General features: G+C 45.3%; 15 protein-coding genes. 14 read left to right on the top strand and 1 reads right to left on the bottom strand.

The window, feature by feature from the left end:
- Nucleotides 1-7: 7 nt before the first annotated feature.
- From Xentx_RS10650 to Xentx_RS10595, 12 genes are read left to right on the top strand one after another with little or no spacing between them, the layout of a single operon-like run.
- Nucleotides 8-571 carry a COG4648 family protein gene (locus Xentx_RS10650; RefSeq protein WP_244149853.1) on the top strand — a complete coding sequence of 188 codons (564 nt, stop codon included), beginning with the start codon at nucleotides 8-10 and terminating at the stop codon, nucleotides 569-571.
- Nucleotides 568-1,959, top strand: a complete 1,392-nt coding sequence (locus Xentx_RS10645) for a class I adenylate-forming enzyme family protein (RefSeq protein WP_167366753.1) — start codon at nucleotides 568-570, stop codon at nucleotides 1,957-1,959. Before Xentx_RS10650 ends, Xentx_RS10645 begins: the two co-directional genes overlap by 4 nt.
- Nucleotides 1,946-2,305 (top strand): ApeI family dehydratase, encoded by a 360-nt coding sequence (locus Xentx_RS10640; protein ID WP_074020220.1) that lies wholly within the window; start codon nucleotides 1,946-1,948, stop codon nucleotides 2,303-2,305. Before Xentx_RS10645 ends, Xentx_RS10640 begins: the two co-directional genes overlap by 14 nt.
- Nucleotides 2,296-4,011 (top strand): glycosyltransferase family 2 protein, encoded by a 1,716-nt coding sequence (locus Xentx_RS10635; RefSeq protein ID WP_074020219.1) that lies wholly within the window; start codon nucleotides 2,296-2,298, stop codon nucleotides 4,009-4,011. Before Xentx_RS10640 ends, Xentx_RS10635 begins: the two co-directional genes overlap by 10 nt.
- 3 nt (nucleotides 4,012-4,014) lie before the next feature.
- Nucleotides 4,015-4,437, top strand: a complete 423-nt coding sequence (locus Xentx_RS10630) for an acyl-CoA thioesterase (RefSeq protein WP_074020218.1) — start codon at nucleotides 4,015-4,017, stop codon at nucleotides 4,435-4,437.
- Nucleotides 4,438-4,478: 41 nt separating this feature from the next.
- Entirely contained in the window at nucleotides 4,479-5,057 is a 579-nt protein-coding gene (locus Xentx_RS10625) for an outer membrane lipoprotein carrier protein LolA (RefSeq protein WP_074020284.1), read from the top strand.
- Entirely contained in the window at nucleotides 5,029-7,353 is a 2,325-nt protein-coding gene (locus tag Xentx_RS10620) for an MMPL family transporter (protein WP_074020217.1), read from the top strand. Before Xentx_RS10625 ends, Xentx_RS10620 begins: the two co-directional genes overlap by 29 nt.
- A complete protein-coding gene (locus Xentx_RS10615) occupies nucleotides 7,350-7,913 on the top strand; it encodes a DUF3261 domain-containing protein (protein ID WP_074020216.1) in 564 nt (187 codons plus the stop codon). The genes Xentx_RS10620 and Xentx_RS10615 overlap by 4 nt, the downstream gene beginning before the upstream one ends.
- Nucleotides 7,914-7,916: 3 nt before the next feature.
- Entirely contained in the window at nucleotides 7,917-9,098 is a 1,182-nt protein-coding gene (locus Xentx_RS10610) for a beta-ketoacyl-[acyl-carrier-protein] synthase family protein (RefSeq protein WP_074020215.1), read from the top strand.
- Entirely contained in the window at nucleotides 9,098-9,577 is a 480-nt protein-coding gene (locus tag Xentx_RS10605) for a hotdog family protein (RefSeq protein ID WP_074020214.1), read from the top strand. The genes Xentx_RS10610 and Xentx_RS10605 overlap by 1 nt, the downstream gene beginning before the upstream one ends.
- The gene (locus Xentx_RS10600) at nucleotides 9,574-10,305 is read left to right on the top strand and encodes a 3-ketoacyl-ACP reductase FabG2 (protein ID WP_074020213.1); all 732 of its coding nucleotides are present in this window, start codon (nucleotides 9,574-9,576) and stop codon (nucleotides 10,303-10,305) included. Before Xentx_RS10605 ends, Xentx_RS10600 begins: the two co-directional genes overlap by 4 nt.
- The gene (locus Xentx_RS10595; protein WP_074020212.1) at nucleotides 10,302-11,552 is read left to right on the top strand and encodes a beta-ketoacyl-ACP synthase; all 1,251 of its coding nucleotides are present in this window, start codon (nucleotides 10,302-10,304) and stop codon (nucleotides 11,550-11,552) included. Before Xentx_RS10600 ends, Xentx_RS10595 begins: the two co-directional genes overlap by 4 nt.
- A 406-nt stretch (nucleotides 11,553-11,958) precedes the next feature.
- Here Xentx_RS10595 and Xentx_RS10585 read toward each other — a convergent pair whose 3' ends face one another.
- Complete coding sequence (locus Xentx_RS10585; RefSeq protein WP_074020210.1) at nucleotides 11,959-12,264, bottom strand: VapA/VapB family virulence-associated protein; 306 nt, start codon at nucleotides 12,262-12,264, stop codon at nucleotides 11,959-11,961.
- A gap of 504 nt (nucleotides 12,265-12,768) precedes the next feature.
- Here Xentx_RS10585 and Xentx_RS10580 point away from each other — a divergent pair.
- Together Xentx_RS10580 and Xentx_RS10575 are read left to right on the top strand one after the other, a co-directional pair.
- Nucleotides 12,769-13,938, top strand: coding sequence for an MFS transporter (locus tag Xentx_RS10580; protein ID WP_074020209.1), 1,170 nt, complete (start codon nucleotides 12,769-12,771; stop codon nucleotides 13,936-13,938).
- Between the two features lie 233 nt (nucleotides 13,939-14,171).
- A complete protein-coding gene (locus Xentx_RS10575; RefSeq protein ID WP_074020208.1) occupies nucleotides 14,172-14,606 on the top strand; it encodes an acetyltransferase in 435 nt (144 codons plus the stop codon).
- Nucleotides 14,607-14,897 lie beyond the last annotated feature (291 nt).

Genomic DNA, 14,897 nt, shown 5'->3' with positions numbered 1-14,897 from the left:
TAGTTAATTGAATCCGTTGCTTTTATTGCTCCGTATTGCCAATACCGTCATGTTAATCGCCTGGCCTTTTTTGGTCTGGGCGATGGTTAACTATGGGCAATTTCATGCCATGTTGATTGTCATTATTCTGTTTTTTGTTTTGCGATTATTAGCAAGCAAACAGCAGACGCACAATCAACAAAAAACCGGCTGGATATTATCCATAGCAGGAATAACGTTGGGGCTAGCCAGCTTATTGCTGCGCAACCACCAACTTCTAATGTACTACCCCGTGGTCGTTAATGCCGTTCTACTGATTCTGTTCAGCAGCTCATTGCGTTACGGGCCCCCCATCATTGAAAGGATGGCTCGTATCAAAGAACCTAATTTACCCCCAAAGGGCATTATCTATACACGTAAAGTTACGTACATCTGGTGCCTGTTCTTTATGTTCAATGGTGCAGTGTCACTTGGAACTTGCCTGTATAACAATATGACCCTATGGACATTGTGGAACGGAATGGTGAGTTATCTATTAATTGGATTGCTCATTTCCATTGAATGGCTGGTACGCCAACGGGTAAAGAAATGATGAAAGCACAACCTATATCCCAATGGCTATCAGAGGATAATTGTCCCAATAGGCTAGTCAGTTGGGGCAATCACGCTATCAGCCTGAATAAACTGCGGCAGGATGTGACCGCGTTATATGTGCGCCTGAAAAACCTGCCTATAAAAAACCAAAAACACACCGCTTCCCGCTGGGCTCTCTGTTTTGACGATAGTTATTACTTCTGTGTCGCACTGCTGGCAACACTGCATGCTGGCCAAATTCCCGTTATTCCCGGTCATTGTCGTGAAGCTCAATTGCAGGAGCAGCAGCCTCTGTTTGATGGTGTATTGACAGACTTACCCCTGACCTTGTCCTGTCCTTGCTGGCAGATCATATCGCCTAACCCAGAAATTGATGTTACTGAAAAAGCCTCACCTAGCATCATATTGCCTGCCATCTCACCTGATGCCACTTTGGTGATGTTCACTTCTGGCTCTACGGGTATTCCTCAACAAGTGTCCAAACCCATTGCCGTCATGGATCTTGAATCCCAATGGCTGGCTTCGCTGTGGGGAGATAAGTTGCAATCCTGCGTGGTCAGAGCTTCAGTCAGCCACCAGCATTTGTATGGTTTGACTTTCCGCATCTGGCTTCCCATGTCATTGGGTTTACCATTCGATCGCAAAATAGTGGAATTTCCTGAACAGCTCACCAATAGCTCACGTTGTGCACTGATCAGTAGCCCTGCCTTTCTGCAACGGCTAGATGAAAAACTCCCCGCTCCTGATTGCATATTTGTCGTTTCTGCGGGTGGACCTTTACATTTTGCCGATGCAGAACATGCAATGCAGTGGTTCAACACGCCTCCTAATGAAATTTATGGCTGTACCGAAACAGGCATTATGGCCTGGCGAAGCCGTAAAACGAGCAATGAAATCTGGACGACATTTGCAGGAGTTTCACTTCAGGAGGATGAAGAAAAGAATGTACGCGTCTATTCTCCCCTTCTTTCTAAGCCTTCTGGTTTGGTTCTGGACGATCAGTTTGTCTTCGATGATCAGGGTAATTTTGCTTTATTAGGGCGCCGAGATCGTCTGGTGAAAATTGAAGAAAAACGCATTTCCATGTCAGAAATCGAACGCAGGCTGTGTGAAATTCCTGGGATCACTGACGCTGCTGTATTGCCTATTAATCGAAATAAACGCAATAACATTGGTGCGGTCGTCGTTTTAGATCACGAAACCTACAAACGTTATCAACAGCAAGGAATTCACAAACTGTCACAAGATTGGCGTCACCAATTAAAGCCTTGGCTGGAGCCTGTCGCATTGCCACGTTATTGGCGAGTTGTCGAAGCCATTCCCTTGAATGCTCAAAGCAAGCGCTCATGGTCTGCATTACAGGAACTATTTAATGAAACCCATTGAAATTCACCGCGAGCAACCTGCCCCAAATGAGGTCAGTGTACAACTGTATTTAGATCCCAATTTGGACTGGTTCCGGGGGCATTTTCCCATTCAACCACTTCTGCCGGGTGTGGCTCAAATCGATTGGGTCATGCATTATGCCCAAACCCTGCTGGCACCGGACTGGTCTTTCTCTTCGATTGAAATGGTGAAATTCCAGTTCCCCCTGCAACCAGGCGATAAACTACGATTGAAAATCAAATGGGACGAGAAAAAGAACCTCCTAACCTTCCATTATGACGTAGCAGCCCGAAACGGAGGCGAAGGCCAGACTGCAAGTCAGGGAAAAATAAAGCTATGTCGTTAAACCTGAATACGATTACGCCCTGTGTGATTATTCCTTGTTATAACCACGGCATAACCATGCCTGCGGTACTGGAAAGGTTATCCCCTTACCGTCTCCACTGTTTTATCGTGGATGATGGCAGTGAAACCGATACTCAACATCGCCTTGAGAATTTAGCCAAGTCCGTTCCTAATATAACACTTATCCGTCTTGCACATAATCAAGGCAAGGGTGGTGCTGTGATGGCAGGAATGCGGGCAGCCGCGAATTCAGGGTATAGCCATGCTTTACAAGTTGATGCCGATGGTCAACATTGCCTTGAGGATATTCCCCTATTTTTGGCAAAGGCGCAGCAGTATCCCGATCACTTAATTTCTGGCAATCCTAAATATGATGTTTCCGTACCAAAATCCCGCCTTTATGGACGCTACATCACCCATTTCTGGGTTTGGGTGGAAACACTTTCTTTGTCTATTAAAGACAGTATGTGTGGCTTTCGTGTCTATCCATTGGCACCCACGCTACAACTGTTGGCTCACAAAGATGTTGGTCGTCGCATGGATTTTGATATCGAAATCATGGTGCGGCTTTATTGGCAGGGAACAGAAAGTAAATTTGTGCCAACAAAAGTCACTTACCCTGAAAATGGTCTGTCCCATTTTGATGCTTTGAGAGATAACCTCAGCATTTCATGGATGCATACCCGCCTGTTTTTCGGCATGTTACCGCGCATTCCTTCACTATTATGGCGTAAACGATTATGGCGTAATCACCGTCATTGGTCAGATATCCAAGAACGCAAAGGGTTGTCTGGCATGAAGTTCATGCTAGCGGTTTATCGATGGTTCGGACGCAAACCTTTTGAGTGGTTGCTCTACCCTGTTGTTGGTTATTTTTGGGCAACTGGCGGCCCACAACGTCAGGCATCCAGCCAATACCTTGAAAGACTAAAACAAACCTTGCAGCACAAAGGCATTGCTATTCCACCAGGCCTTGATAGTTACCGCCACTACCTGCGTTTTGGCAGGGCCATGCTGGATAAAATCGCAAGCTGGCGTGGCGATCTGAAATGGGGAAAAGATATTGAGTTTGCAAAGGGGGCAGAACAAACGCTTTTGGATGGCGATTCAAGCGGGAAACTGCTGTTGGTTTCGCATTTGGGCGATATTGAAGTCTGCCGGGCATTGGCACAACAAGCGGGTAAACAGACTATCAATGCACTGGTTTTTACTGAACATGCTCAACGTTTCAAACAGATCATTGAAGAAATCTCTCCACAAGCGGGGATCAATTTATTGCCCGTCACAGATGTAGGGGCCGATACCGCTATCATGCTGAAAGAAAAAATTGATGCTGGCGAATGGGTCGCCATCGTCGGTGATCGGATTGCTGTTAATCCCTCCAGAGGTAACTCCCAGCGCGTTGTCTGGAGTCAATTTCTCGGTCATCTGGCACCATTTCCGCAAGGGCCGTTTATCCTCGCTTCCGTGTTGCGTTGCCCAGTACTGTTAATGTTCGCTCTCCGGCAAAATAACCAATTCAAAATTTATTGTGAGCACTTTGCCAATCCTCTGGAACTGCCACGTAAACAAAGAGAACAAACATTACAGCAAGCTGTGGATCTCTACGCTTCCCGACTGGAACATTATGCCCTGCAATCCCCGCTCGATTGGTTTAACTTTTTCGATTTTTGGCAATTACCGTCTGCCCGAACCAATAAGGAATAAAAAATGCTGACTGATCCTCGTTTTACTGCCGAGGTTGAACTTACTGTGCCATTTCATGATGCTGATCCAATGGGTGTTGTTTGGCATGGAAATTACTTTCGCTATTTTGAAATTGCCCGTGAAGCACTGATGAATCAACTCAATTATGGTTATCGAGAAATGCGTGAATCCGGCTATGTTTGGCCTGTCGTTGACGCCAAAATCAAGTACCGTGCCCCAGTGCTTTTTGAACAAAAAATACGTATCAGAGCCACCATCGAAGAGTTTGAAAACCGCCTGAAAATTACTTATCAGATTTTTAATGCCGCAAATGGCAAAAAAACAACCACAGGCTATACCATTCAGGTCGCCGTTTCTAAAGAAACACAAGAAATGAGCTTTGTCAGCCCAGACATTCTATTCGAACGTATGGGGGTTAAACCGTGAAAAAATGGCACTGGATACTGCTGTTCCTGACAACAAGTCTCATGACAATCAATAACATGGCATATGCCATTACCCTTGAGGAATTACAACAGCGGTTTGCTCATCAGCCGATTGTGCGAGCAAAATTCACACAAGTACGGCAAATTCAGGATATGCCTCATCCTTTGTCTTCCAGTGGTGAGATGCTGGTTTCACAACATAAAGGGCTATGGTGGCATCAGCAAAAACCGTTTCCACTGACACTGTTACTGGATGACAACCATATGATGCAAGTCATGTCAGGACAAGCACCACAGGTGATCACCGCTGATTCAAATCCACAAATGTTTCAGTTCAACCACTTGATGCGGGCCCTGTTTCAGGCCGATCGTGCGGTGCTGGAAGAAAATTTCAAAATCGAATTCAGCGATCTTGGGCAGGAAAAATGGCGCTTAATACTGACGCCGAAAACGTCTCCTTTGGATAAACTTTTCACAGCAATTACGCTAAACGGCCAAACGAACCTTGATGCTATTTTACTGACCGATCGCCAGGGTGATCGTACCGAACTCTCTTTTACCCACCACCAATTAACACCAGAGACGCTGAGTCATGAAGAAGAGCAATACTTCAAATTCTGAGCCACGTCTGCTGGCACTACTCTGGTTGTTAACATGCGCTATCCTGCTGATATTGCTGGTAGTCTTGTTACCTCAATCCCGCCTGTCTACCAGCGTATTATCCTTATTACCTGCACAAAGTGCCGGAAACATGCCACCCGCCTTGCAAGAAGAGTTCATGCAACGTCTTGATCGCCAATTGGTGTGGATGGTCAGCCCCGCAAAAAACGAGGATACCGCCCCTGCTCAATACTGGTTGGAGTATTTGCAAAAAACACCATTTCTGACCCATGTCAAAGGGCCAATGACAGCAGAACAGCAGCAAGCATGGGGGCGTTTTTACTATGAACACCGCAATGCGATGCTCGATCCTGCCACCCGTGACAGACTGAAAGATGGTGGCAATCAGCAGGCAAACTGGATCTTGTCTCAAGTTTATTCCGCCTTTTCCGGTGTCAGCGGGCAAGAACTTAATAATGATCCCTTAATGCTGGTCAGAGGCTCACAACTGGCACTCCAGCAGACATCCAGCCAGTTGCGGCTCCAAAATGGCTGGTTAGTTGCCAAAGATAATTCTGGAAGAAGCTGGTATTTACTTCACGGGGAGCTAAAAAGCTCTTCCTTTGATATGCAGCAAGGCCATCATGCTGTCACTGAATTAAGTAAGTTGCAGCAGTCTCTGGAAACTCAATTTCCTGATGCTAAAGTGATTTCACGGGGCACCCTGTTTTACAGCGATTACGCTACCCAACAGGCAAAACACGATATTTCAACATTGGGCAGCGCCACCGTGCTCGGTGTATTGCTACTCATCTACACTGTTTTTCGTTCCCTGAAACCTTTATTGCTGTGCGTTCTATCTATCAGTATCGGCGCCTTAGCAGGGACTGTCGTGACTTTGGGGCTCTTTGGCGAACTTCATTTCATGACGCTGGTAATGAGCATCAGTATCATCGGTATTTCCGCTGACTATGCTATTTACTATCTCACAGAGCGCATGGTACATGGTCAGGAAGTGACGTCGTGGCAAAGTATGCGGAAGGTCTTGCCTGCCTTATTAATGGCATTGGCAACAACCGTTATTGCCTATCTCATCATGATGTTTGCGCCTTTTCCTGGCCTGCGCCAATTAGCTGTATTTGCTGCTGCGGGTTTAACCGCTTCCTGTTTGACTGTCGTCTGTTGGTATCCGCGACTTGCTAAAAACCTGCCCGTGCGCCCCATTCCGGCGATGATCATGTTAATGCGTTGGCTAGCGTTATGGAGACACAACCGGCTGTTTTATACGGGATTGCCCATAATACTGGCGATTTTTGCCGTACTGGGAATTTCCCGTTTGCAAATCAATGATGACATTGCCCAATTACAAGCTCTGCCACAGGAGATCCATCAGCAGGAAAAACGCATTGCAGCGCTAACCGGACAGCGAAGTGATCAGAAATGGTTCGTTATTTATGGTGATAATGCAGAACAGACACTGCAACGGCTGGAATCCTTCATTCCTAAATTGGATGCAGAAAAACAGCAAGGTAATATCAGCCATTACCAACGATTCCCTCTCTCCTCTCATGCTCAGCAACATAAGGATCTTGCTCTGCTCAAGACCGCCACACCCAATATTGTTGCTCGCCTGACAGAAGCAGGTTTAATAGTGAAACAGCCTGATATTCACGCTATGACCGTTACGCCAAATGACTGGCTCAATAGTGTCGTCAGTGAAGGTTGGCGCCTGATGTGGATCACTCTGCCAAATGGTCATAGTGGCGTTCTGCTTCCCGTAAATGGCGTTAAAGACAGTGTATTGATGCGCCAATTGGCAGAAAACCAGGAAGGAATTAGTTGGGTTGATCGCAAGCTGGCTTTCGATGAGATGTTTCAGTTTTATCGAACTCTACTTGGCTGGTTGCTGGCAGGTTCAGTCATGCTGATCGCTATCAGTTACATAGCGCGGCTTGGTCTGCGTCGTGGCGTCATCAGCATATTACCATCACTGCTGTCCCTTGGCTGTGGACTAGCCGTTCTCGGTTTTAGTGGTCATAACCTTAACTTATTCTCTATATTAGCTCTGGTTCTGGTGCTTGGCATTGGCATCAACTACACCCTGTTTTTCAGCAATCCTCGTGGTACTCCGTTGACCTCTCTATTGGCGATCAGCGTAGCAATGTGTACTTCCTTGCTCACACTAGGCATGTTGATGTTCAGTAGCACTCAGGCAATCAGTAGCTTTGGCATCGTGTTATGCAGCGGGATCTTGACTGCTTTCCTGCTATCACCGCTGGCAATAGCGAAACGCCAAAAAAGGAAAAAGCAATCATGATACGGTTATTCATCCTGTCTCTGACCTGCCTGCTGGCAGCTTGTACGAACTCCCCGCAAAACGGCATACCCAGTGCGTGGCTGAAACCAGGTGTACGTGTTTTATTGCCAGAGCCGACCATAACACCTGCCATTAATGAACAGCAACTGTTAACAGCCACAGTAAAAGGCAAACAACAATCATTGATTGTGCTGCTTAACGCCAATGAGCAACACCTGTCACTGGCAGGGTTGTCTTCGCTGGGTATCCGGTTGTTCAAATTAGATTATGACAAAAATGGCGTTCATACCGAACAATCCATTATCTTGCCGGAACTTCCCCCTGCCAACCAAGTCCTGGCCGATATTATGTTCAGTTACTGGCCTGCTTCCGCCTGGCAAAGCCGACTGCCCGATGGCTGGAGGCTCAAGGATAGCGGTAACCTCCGTCAACTGCATGACAAAAAAGGGAAATTAGTCACAGAGATTCATTATGATACTCAAAATGGCAAACGACGCCCGATTCGCGTCCAGCAATTCGTTTTCGGTTATGACATCGCCATTCAGCATCTGGAAGAGTAAAACATGATTTATATTTCTGCCGTGGGTATGCTCAATGCCTTGGGCAATAATGTGAATGAGATTGCGCAAAATATTGTGCTTAATCAATCACCTGGTATGTATGAGCGCTCAGACTGGTTACAACCTGATAAAACCTGCTGTCTGGGCGGCGTTGACGGTGAACTACCCGTCATTCCTGACAATCTGTTTCAGCATAACAGCCGTAATAACCGTTTGTTACTGGCTGCCTTGATGCAAATAAAACCACAAGTGGACGAAGCCATCGCTCGCTATGGTCGGAAACGTATCGCCGTAATTATGGGAACCAGCACATCCGGCCTCGACGAAGGTGATCAGCATGTTAGCCGCACAATTCATCAACAATCAATGCATCAACAATCCGATGAGCATTACCATTATTACCAACAAGAATTGGGCGATCCTTCCCGCTTTCTTGCTAGTTACCTGAACATCGATGGGCCTGCATTTACCCTCTCTACCGCCTGTTCATCCAGTTCACGAGCGATTATCAGTGGTCAACGCCTGATTGAAATGGGGCTGGTGGATGTCGCCATTGTTGGTGGTGCGGACACATTAAGCCGTATGCCAATCAATGGCTTCAATAGCCTGGAATCTATTTCTCCAACCTTGTGTGAACCCTTTTGTGAGGATCGCCAGGGCATTACTATTGGAGAAGCCTCAACATTACTACTGCTAACGCGAGAACCCCAGCCGATAGCCTTACTAGGCGTAGGAGAATCAAGCGACGCATGGCATATGTCAGCCCCTCATCCTGAAGGGAGAGGCGCCATTGAAGCGATCAATATGGCTCTGGGAAATGCCGGACTCTCTCCGGCCGAGGTCGGTTACATTAACCTGCACGGAACAGGCACAAAATTAAATGATCAGATGGAATCGCTTGTCATCAATCAGATTTTTGGTGAAAACACGCCGTGCAGCTCCACCAAGTATCTAACCGGCCATACTCTCGGCGCCGCAGGTGCCTGTGAAGCCGGACTTTGCTGGCTACTGTTAACACGTCACTTACCGCTGCCGGCGCAGGATTTTTCACGCTCCAGTATTGATACCTCGCTGCCTGATTGTGGCTTGCTAACCCAATCACAACCACTAAAAAAACCGATTGTCATGTCAAATTCTTTTGCCTTTGGTGGCAACAATACCAGCCTGATATTGGGAGTTGTATAATGTCTGACTACTTACAGGTAGATCGTTATCTCCCACATGAAGCGCCCATGGTGTTATTGGAAAAAGTGATCAACGTATCCAGCAACCATGTCCATTGTCAGGTCACAGTCAGCCAAGATGGTGTGTTATCCCCTTTTCTCAATGAAGAAGGCCATTTGTCGGGTTGGTTTGCCATTGAAATCATGGCCCAGACCATTGGGGTCTGGTCTGGCTGGCACCGCAAGGAAAGAAAAGAGGAAGACTCCGCACTGGGCATGTTACTGGGCGGACGTGCTGTTCGGTGCCAAGTACCCACTTTCACACCAGATAGTGTATTGGATATTCAAATGAATTTATTACTGCAAGATGAAAAATTTGGCAGTTTTGAAGGTGAAATCAGTTGTAATGGCACTGTACTGGTGACAGGCCGCCTGAACACCTACCAACCTAACAAAACAGAACTCACACAACTCATAAATAAACAGGATGGAGTAGCATAATGCGTTCAGTTCTCGTGACCGGTGCCAGCAAAGGGATAGGCAGAGCGATTGCCTGCCAACTGGCGGCAGATGGTTTTACTGTCATCGTGCATTATCACCGCAACGCTAAAGGCGCGGAAGAGACACTGGAACACATTCAAGCAAACGGGGGCAATGGTCGCATTCTGAATTTTGATATTTCAGATCGAACGACCTGCCGTGGAAAACTGGAAAAAGACATCGAAACCCACGGCGCTTACTATGGCATCGTCTGCAATGCAGGGATCGCCAAAGATGGTGCTTTCCCTGCCCTCGAAGGCAATGACTGGGACAGTGTCATTCATACCAATTTAGATGGCTTCTACAATGTTATCCATCCTTGCATCATGCCGATGATCGGCTTACGTCAGGGAGGACGAATCATTACCTTATCATCCGTATCTGGTTTGATGGGCAATCGCGGACAAGTCAACTACAGCGCAGCTAAAGCAGGGATTATCGGCGCAACAAAAGCGCTGGCAATCGAATTGGCGAAAAGAAAAATCACCGTAAACTGTATTGCACCAGGCTTGATTGGGACAGACATGATTCAAATGGAAGAAGTGGCTTTGAAAGAAGCGATGAATATGATCCCAATGAAACGCATAGGACAAGTGGAAGAAGTGGCTGGCCTTGCCAGCTACCTGATGTCTGATATTGCGGGATATGTAACCCGCCAAGTTATCTCAATCAACGGAGGGATGCTATGAACCACAATGCGATATTCCAGCCTCGCAGGGTAGTGATTACGGGAATGGGCGGCATTACCGCATTGGGGCACAATTGGCAATCTGTTTCCGCAGGGTTGAAAGCAGGTATTAATGCCGTTCAACAGATGCCAGCATGGGCAGAATATGATGGGCTTAATACCCATCTTGGAGCACCGGTTACGGATTTTATTTTACCCGAACATTATACCCGCAAACGCATTCGTTCTATGGGACGTGTTTCCCTGATGTCAACACGTGCCACTGAGCTGGCCTTAGAGATGGCCGGCTTGCTCAATGCTCCAATACTGACCAATGGAGAAACGGGCATTGCTTATGGTTCGTCTACGGGCAGTACCAAACCTGTCAGCGAATTTGCCACCATGCTGACTGAAAAGCACACCAATAACATCACAGGCACAACCTATGTGCAAATGATGCCCCATACGACTGCCGTCAACACAGGTTTGTTCTTTGGCTTACGTGGCAGAGTGATCCCAACCTCAAGTGCCTGTACATCTGGCAGTCAGGCGATTGGGTATGCGTGGGAAGCCATCCGCCACGGTTATCAAACTGTTATGGTCGCAGGTGGCGCTGAAGAGTTGTGTCCATCCGAAGCAGCAGTATTTGATACGCTGTTCGCCACCAGCCAGAAAAACGAGGCACCGAAGACCACGCCTTCCCCATTTGATGTTAACCGCGATGGATTGGTGATTGGTGAAGGTGCGGGTACATTAATCCTTGAAGAATTGGAGCACGCCAAAGCACGTGGTGCCAAGATTTATGGTGAAATCATCGGATTTGCCACTAACTGTGATGCTTCCCATATCACCCAACCAAAATCGGAAACCATGCAGATATGCATTGAAATGGCACTGAAATCAGCGGGCTTACAGCCAGCCGATATCGGTTACATCAGCGCTCACGGTACTGCAACCGATCGGGGAGATGTGGCAGAGAGTCAAGCGACTGCCAATATTTTTGGCAATCAAACACCTATCTCTTCACTGAAAAGCTATTTCGGCCATACGCTGGGCGCGTGTGGTGCCCTTGAAGCATGGTTAAGTCTGGAAATGATGAATGAAGGCTGGTTCGCTCCAACAATCAATCTCAACGAGATTGATCCCGCCTGTGGCGAGTTGGATTACATTATGCACCAGCCCCGTAAAATCCAAACCGAATTTATCCAAAGCAATAACTTTGCCTTTGGTGGCATCAATACCTCGATGGTGATCCGACGTTGGGATTAATAATGGGAACTTAAGGCCACTCTATGGTGGTCTTTTGTCTAAAAATTTATGGGTGTATCTGTTTCAATTCATTCGATTTATAGTCGTGTTCCTTGTCACACTGGCGTTCTTCTGTATGCCTGTGTTGTGATGAATATGGGTAAGTTAATTTGCCCCTTACTTACGGGATAAGTCTCTCATTGGGACTGGATGTTAATTTTCGTGAGTATGATTACCAGATTTACCGAGAAAACGCGGCGGAAAATATTGCGCTATTGAGGAGACGGATCGCCTTAAATAGGCTGAAACAGGAAGATAGGCTTCATTACGACGTGGTTTTGATTTATGTTTTGGCAACGATTATCAATTCACAAATGAAGCCTTTTATATATCTAAAATAAAGAGTTACCACTTAAGATCCTGTATATTATTCCCAATAACCACCACCTGAGATTGTGGCAGATATTGTTCCTACTCCGGTTCCATTAAACTGTGCCAACTTATCGAGATGTGAATCTATAAAACCTACAGAAATAGTTAGAGGTGTTATAATTGCAGCAAAAATTGTTGCCTTCTGATAAATGATATTAATATCATTTACAGCGAAAAAAAACTCACCGGAAAAATCTCCTGTTCCCGGAGAACCCAATCCTCCGGCTTTTCCGTAAAAAGTTTTCGCGCCATCAACTTCAAGAGTAAGTACATAATAAAGGAAGTAACTAGTTAAGGACAAAGTAGCCTTATATACCCAGATACTTTCATACCCAACATAATTTCAAGAAAATCAGCAATCTTATGGTTCTTCCAATTTTTTTGCTAATGACAGGTTTAGCACCATATTCAGGGGAAATAGTTTTTAATTATCGTATTTTACTTATTTCCAAGAGGTTTTTATTTATTTTAGAGATTTTGACTTATTGCGTATTTTACCTGCAAATTCACATAACCATTCTATACAAGATGTAATCTCACTAATACATCTGGCTTCTTTCGACCCTAATCACGATCTCCCTTTTTCCATAAATCTTTTCATTCATAAGTATCAGTTTTTCTCGTTGTATCTCTTTGTGAGAAAAGGCTATAGTCCGCACCACTCAAAGTTATTGAGTGACTTACCTACTGCTTAAATCACCAGGATATATTCCAGTCCTTGGCATATATCGTGACCGCCATCCGGCAAAATCTTGATGAGAAGCAGCGCATATCTGGCTGATTTTTTTATGTGGAGACGACAGTAGTGAAACTGCTGCGCAAGAATGACAGTGCATTTGTACCTGTCGTCGGTTTGACTGTTTTTGCAATTGCTTCTGGTTACCTAATGAGCTTAATTCCTCTGTCGATGGAAAATTTCAACATTGATACGCTTTATGCCAGTTGGTTAGCCAGTGCTTATTATGCCGGTTTATTAATAGGCTCAATGATGATTGAACCTGTTATTGCCAGGATAGGTCACCGTCTTTCATTTATTGTTTTTTTGTTGCTTTTGTCATCGACTGTCATTGTATTGCCTTTTTTTCCAAATAAAGAAATTTGGTTACTTGTGCGGTGCATTGCCGGCGTGGCCGTTGCCGGTGTCTTTGTCGTGGTCGAATCCTGGCTATTAATCGGCGATAACCCCAAAGAACGCGCTAAACGCCTAAGCTTTTATATGACTTCCCTTTACGGTGGAACAACTGTAGGGCAATTATTGATTGGGTCTATTGGTACTCAGGGGATGATCCCCTTTATAGTGATTTCGGCACTGCTGTTTGCCGCGATTTTGCCTCCATTACTCGTGCGTCATGGGCAACCTCCCGCTCTCTACCACCAAAGTATCTCGCTGAGAAAAATCACTGAATTCAGTAAACCCGCGATCGTTGGCTGCATGACATCGGGTATTGTTATGGGTACGATCTATGGTTTGATGCCTCTATCTCTCAGCCAGAGTCATTTCAATGCCGAGCAAGTCGGTGTATTGATGGCAGCCATTATTCTAGGCGGAATGGTCATACAACCCATTATCAGTAAGCTGTCCATTATCATGAGCAAAACTTTTTTATTGGCAATGGTCTCATTATTGGGGGTATTCGCCGTAGGAATGACCTATCTCTTTGAACATTACATTGTCATGATAGTGTCACTGGCTCTTTTGGGAATGTCATCTTTTGCGCTGTATCCCATTGCTATCACCCTTGCTTGTGACAAGCTGGATGCGTCCTATATTGTAGCGGCAAGCCAGGTCATGTTGTTAAGTTACAGTATCGGTTCTGCCGTTGGGCCACTGGTAGCAGGGCATTTTATGCTACAACACTACTTTAAGGTCCAGTACAATGGATTAATGAGTTTCTTTTTCATTGTCTTATTGGCTACCGCGATTTATATGCTTCTGGCGAGTTTGTGCCGCAAAGACCGTGTACTGGCAAGCTAGTTACAAAATAAGCTGGATTTATATGAAAGCGTCGCAATTTGCGGCGCTTTTTTTATATTTAATCCCTGTGTAGATTCTTCCATACTGGTTATTGACAATGCTGGACATATTCTCACCAAAATAGAAGCGATGAGTTGTGTTAGCCCAATTGCACTTTCTTATTTTTACTTTAAGATAGCCGAGAAAACATCCAACTTGAAACCAAAAACAACAGAAAAATTTAGGGATATGAAATGAAAATACAACAAGCCACCAAAGCTGATTTTTTGACACTAATTCAGATTTGGGAAGCATCTGTACTTGCTACGCATGATTTCTTGCCTAAGTCCATGATTGAGGTTTTACGCCCACAGATCCTTAACGATTATTTGCCCAATCTCTCTGTTTATAAAGCGACAGATGAACAAGATAATATCGTAGGATTTATTAGTACCGATCAACATCGAGTCGAAATGTTGTTTATTGCGCCACAAGCACGGGGAACAGGGATCGGTAAGATGTTATTGCAATTTGCTATTAATGAATTACAGATCAAAGAATTGGATGTAAACGAGCAAAATACACAAGGCGTCGGCTTCTACCAATATATGGGATTTCAGGTATTTTCTCGCTCAGAGATTGACGGACAAGGGAATCCATTTCCTCTATTACATATGAAGCTGGCTTGAAAGATTCAGAATGTTAAAGAAATAATACATAAACAAGATAAATACATAAAATAAAAATATCATTTAAGGAATAATGTATTAAATAAAAAGAAGTATTATTTTATATAAGTTGATCAGATAAACTATCTGCATTGGTGTTATAATCGGTAATCAGATGACTTATTGCCTGTTCTTATGAAATCGAATATCACACTGTCTGAACCAGAACGTATTACATTACAACAACTTGCTTTGAACCACATACATCGGGACATCCGTACGCGAGGAACGGGGTTACTCATGCTTGCCAGA

The organism is Xenorhabdus thuongxuanensis (assembly GCF_001908095.1).
In the GTDB taxonomy this organism is placed as follows: domain Bacteria; phylum Pseudomonadota; class Gammaproteobacteria; order Enterobacterales; family Enterobacteriaceae; genus Xenorhabdus; species Xenorhabdus thuongxuanensis.
Note: the sequence above shows the minus strand (reverse complement) of the source record. Positions and strands in the feature narration are given on the sequence as shown.

What these genes read in the sequence shown, in the direction of transcription:
- Xentx_RS10645 (WP_167366753.1), top strand. Translation starts at nt 568, where the DNA reads ATGATGAAAGCACAACCTATATCCCAATGGCTATCAGAGGATAATTGT.
- Xentx_RS10640 (WP_074020220.1), top strand. Translation starts at nt 1,946, where the DNA reads ATGAAACCCATTGAAATTCACCGCGAGCAACCTGCCCCAAATGAGGTC.
- Xentx_RS10635 (WP_074020219.1), top strand. Translation starts at nt 2,296, where the DNA reads ATGTCGTTAAACCTGAATACGATTACGCCCTGTGTGATTATTCCTTGT.
- Xentx_RS10630 (WP_074020218.1), top strand. Translation starts at nt 4,015, where the DNA reads ATGCTGACTGATCCTCGTTTTACTGCCGAGGTTGAACTTACTGTGCCA.
- Xentx_RS10625 (WP_074020284.1), top strand. Translation starts at nt 4,479, where the DNA reads ATGACAATCAATAACATGGCATATGCCATTACCCTTGAGGAATTACAA.
- Xentx_RS10620 (WP_074020217.1), top strand. Translation starts at nt 5,029, where the DNA reads ATGAAGAAGAGCAATACTTCAAATTCTGAGCCACGTCTGCTGGCACTA.
- Xentx_RS10615 (WP_074020216.1), top strand. Translation starts at nt 7,350, where the DNA reads ATGATACGGTTATTCATCCTGTCTCTGACCTGCCTGCTGGCAGCTTGT.
- Xentx_RS10610 (WP_074020215.1), top strand. Translation starts at nt 7,917, where the DNA reads ATGATTTATATTTCTGCCGTGGGTATGCTCAATGCCTTGGGCAATAAT.
- Xentx_RS10605 (WP_074020214.1), top strand. Translation starts at nt 9,098, where the DNA reads ATGTCTGACTACTTACAGGTAGATCGTTATCTCCCACATGAAGCGCCC.
- Xentx_RS10595 (WP_074020212.1), top strand. Translation starts at nt 10,302, where the DNA reads ATGAACCACAATGCGATATTCCAGCCTCGCAGGGTAGTGATTACGGGA.
- Xentx_RS10575 (WP_074020208.1), top strand. Translation starts at nt 14,172, where the DNA reads ATGAAAATACAACAAGCCACCAAAGCTGATTTTTTGACACTAATTCAG.